General features: G+C 38.6%; 3 protein-coding genes. All 3 read right to left on the bottom strand.

The window, feature by feature from the left end; translation table 11 throughout:
- Positions 1-418: hypothetical protein (locus tag WB217_RS17300; RefSeq protein WP_423994527.1), on the bottom strand; the 418-nt coding region annotated here is incomplete at its 3' end.
- Positions 419-669: 251 nt separating this feature from the next.
- Positions 670-1,641, bottom strand: a complete 972-nt coding sequence (locus WB217_RS17295) for a glycosyltransferase family protein (protein WP_423994526.1) — start codon at positions 1,639-1,641, stop codon at positions 670-672.
- 132 nt (positions 1,642-1,773) lie between these two features.
- A partial coding sequence (locus WB217_RS17290) for a glycosyltransferase (RefSeq protein WP_423994525.1) occupies positions 1,774-2,887 on the bottom strand: 1,114 nt, incomplete at its 5' end.

Here is a 2,887-nt window from a genome sequence, read left to right as displayed (position 1 = left end):
GTGCAGTCTTAGCCAGGATGTCCAGAATGACTGATCTTTCCTTATAGGAGACCAAGTTCAGCATTGACAAAACATCCAAAAAACCATTCATGACAATGGATGTTGTAATGGTATATGGGTGATTGGGCGGGTTAATGGAATCGTTCTGATATGCATCCCATTCATGAGGCAGCCCCCATCCCGAAATGCCGTCCTTATCTAAATCTTTGTTTTCAATCACCCAGTTCACAAGCTCCTGAATTCTATCCAAAGTGTTTTTTTCGCGATACTTTCGATAATAAATAGTTTCAGAGGAAAGCAGCAATCCATAGGTCATAGGCTGATATGATGTACCTGGAAAAGTAGGCTCCAACCCTTTTCCCAGCTCTCCTTTGGGAAATTTCTTAATCAACATTTGATAGTAACTACGTGCATCCATAGATGTCCCCCTTTTTTTTCAGCTTTTTTCAACCGATAACACACTACCAAGGAATAAAAAGACTTATTATATAGTATGTAACAGTCAGGACAAGTTCTTGGACATGTATACCAGTCAATTAAAATGTGTATTAGCTGCATAGCAAGTTACCACCGGCATATTTTTAAAAAATATAAAGACGAGATTTCCATACCTCGTCTTTTTGAGCCAATCAAAAATATTCACTTATAATTGATTCTCAAACCCTGCAATCACTTATCCTGTCCAGCTAAAAACTCTTCAATATAATGAACCAATTGCTGAGCTCTTGCGTCATTTGTATGATACTTATGAATAAGTTCATATCCATTATCAGTGATCAGCTGCCGTTCTTTTTCGTGATCCAGATAATAAAGTGCCTTCTCCCGGAAGTTTGAAAGATCACATGGGACAAAATGTTGACCATCCTTGTAACCAAGGTCAAGGATATCCTGGACGGGCTCGGCAAGCAGCAGTGTCCTGCACGCTAGAGCTTCGAAATATTTTAAAACTGGATATTTATAGACACCACCGCAAGTGAAGAAAATGTTAGAACGGTTTAACTCCTGGGCATATTTCTCATTTAATATGGCAGTTGGAGGGGCATCGTGCCCAGGATGAGAATGATAGACAAATCCATCAACATCCTTCATTTTCTTTAAAACTTCCTCCCTGAAGGGATATCTCCCTTTTGGGGTATTCGTATTATTCGTCCCATCAGGATCATAAACCTGGCCCATCAATAAGTAATCTATGTCTTTTTCCAACTGCCAATCTTTGAAAATCTCAGGATTAATGGAAAAAGGCCACCACCTGAATTTATCCTGGCATTCAGGAAATGTTTTCAAAAATGGGGACTTGGTGAGTGAAAAAATCATATCGATATTCGTATCCTTAAAATATTGCCTTCTTACATATGGAAAGTAATGAATATCAATAACCACACAACCTTTAGGAATATCAATCTGATTAAGACCGCTAACAATCGGAGAAAAGGCATATCCCCAGGCTACATCATATTGAAGAATGAAATCGGGTTTGAAATCGATTTTCTTTAATATATCCTTGATGTTTCCGTCCCTGTGCCAATATCTGACCTCTGCAAAGTTTTCTAAAGCCGTAATGGTTTCATATTTCGGCTTATGCTTCGGGAATTTCGTCCAAAATGGCTTTATCAGCAATAAAATTTTGAGCTTATCTTTCAATCCATACAACTCCTTTGATTGCCGGAAATCTCAGGTGTATTTTTTTTAATCTAGCTTTTCTAGCCTTGGTGCTGCTTTTCGAATAAATTACTAGCTTTGTATATAGAAGAACCCCCTGCTTGATCGGGGGGCTTATTTATATTTATTCATCTGTTTATCCAGGACATTTAGTCCTTTAATCATGCCTAGGGCTTTAAGATTCTGAACCGGGGAATGATACAGGGGATATATTTCTAACGCTTTAATAAAGTGTGAGTAGGCCTCATTATATTTTTTCAAGAACAATAACGCTTCCCCTAAATAATTTTCCTCTAAATGATTCCGGTTTTCTATTTTGCTGAAGTGTTTAACCGCCCGTTGATAGTCTCTTTCGATGAGTCCCTTCATTCCCTCATAAAAAACACGGTCCCTTTCACTTTTAATCAATGGAATTGCCCTGTTAAAAAGGATGAAAGCTTCATTCATCATCCACCTTCTTGATAGACCAATTCCTGCAATTAGTTTAGCAGCGAATAGATTGTAACCAGACCCGTCCGGACTCCAATTTGCTTCCGGAATGTTTCTCAGATCCTCATCAGTGATGTTCAATTTTACATGACGGGACAACACATCGTAGTTTTTCTGATTGGTCACATTCGTCTGATGCCTTCTATATAAATACAGAGGCTCCGGGATATGATAGGACAGGCTGTCACTCTTTATTGCCTTTAAAATGAAATCCGTATCTGATCCGACCTTTATTGTAGGGTCATACATAATCTCGCTTTTTAATGCTTCCCTTTTAAAAACCATTGTCGGATTGTTGAATGGGGTTCCGACATTCAGGAAGAATGAATACAGATTTTCCGGCAAAATGTTAGCAGACTGCCAGTAGCCAAAAGGAGATCCATTTTCAGTAATCAGGAGCATATCAGAATGCACAAATCTCATATCGCTATTATTAAGAATTCTCAAAGACGATTCAAAACGGTGTGGCAAGGATATGTCATCGGCTCCATGAAACGTAATGAAATCTCCTTCCGCCTCTGATAACCCCTTATTGAAGGCTTCGGCCACTCCTTTATTTTCTTGTTTAAAATATTTAATCCGCGGATCATTGAAGCTAAGGATTACTTCTTCGCTATTGTCAGTAGAACCATCGTTAACAATAACCAGTTCCAATTCTTTTTCCGTTTGGTTTAATAGACTGCTAATGGTCGCGTTAAGGAATTTCCCTCCGTTGTAAACTGGTAATACGACACTAATC

The organism is Mesobacillus sp. (assembly GCF_049588175.1).
In the GTDB taxonomy this organism is placed as follows: Bacteria; Bacillota; Bacilli; order Bacillales; family Cytobacillaceae; genus Mesobacillus.
Note: the sequence above shows the minus strand (reverse complement) of the source record. Positions and strands in the feature narration are given on the sequence as shown.